Origin of the sequence: Amycolatopsis halotolerans (assembly GCF_042647905.1) — a bacterium.
Taxonomy (GTDB): domain Bacteria; phylum Actinomycetota; class Actinomycetes; order Mycobacteriales; family Pseudonocardiaceae; genus Amycolatopsis; species Amycolatopsis halotolerans.
On the sequence record NZ_JBHRWI010000068.1, the window covers coordinates 1 to 803 of the forward strand.

Sequence of the window (803 nt, forward strand, 5' to 3'; positions counted from 1 at the left end):
GGCGGACTCGATCGAGGACCTGGACGTGATCCGGCATGGCGGGATGCGCCGGTTGTTCACCGGTCTGCGGGCGCCCTCGACCTGCGGGTCGTGGCTGCGGGGTTTCACCCACGGCCATGTCCGTCAGCTCTCCTCGGTGGCCTCGGAGGCGGTGGTCCGGCTGGCGGGGCGGGTTCCGTCGCTGCTGGCCGGTGTCGAGGGGCTCGCGTTCCTCGATATCGACGCCAAAATCAAGGAAACCTACGGGCGCGGCAAGCAGGGCAGCGGGTTCGCCTATAACGGGGTCCGGGGCCTGAACCACCTGATCGCCACGTTGTCGTCCCCGGTGTGCGCGCCGGTGATCCTCACCGCCCGGCTGCGCGGCGGGAACTGCGATTCCCGCCGCGGGGCGGCATCGATGATCACCGAGGCGATCGGCCTGGCGCGCCGGGCCGGGGCGACCGGCGTGATCGTGGTCCGCGCCGATTCGGCGTTCTTCACTGGCCCGATCATCGCTGCGATCCGCCGGGCAGGAGCGTATTTTTCGGTCACCGCCCAGAAAAACGCGGCAGTGAAGAACGTGATCAACGACATCGACGATGACGCCTGGACCGAGATCGCTTACCGGCACCCGATTCCCGATCCTGAGACCGGCGAGTTGATCACACACGCCGAGATCGCCGAAACCACCCTGACCGCGTTCGTCCACGCCGCCGAGAATCCCGGCCGTCAGGTCACCGCACGGCTGCTGGTCCGCCGCACCCCGAGGTTCAAGCGGAACGACCAGGGCGAGTTGTTCCGCGTCTTCAACTATCACGCGGTGT

1 protein-coding gene is annotated in these 803 nt (G+C 67.9%); it reads left to right on the forward strand.

From position 1 onward, the window contains the following. On the forward strand, positions 1–803 hold an 803-nt coding region (locus ACFORO_RS41370; RefSeq protein ID WP_377896753.1), incomplete at both ends, for a transposase.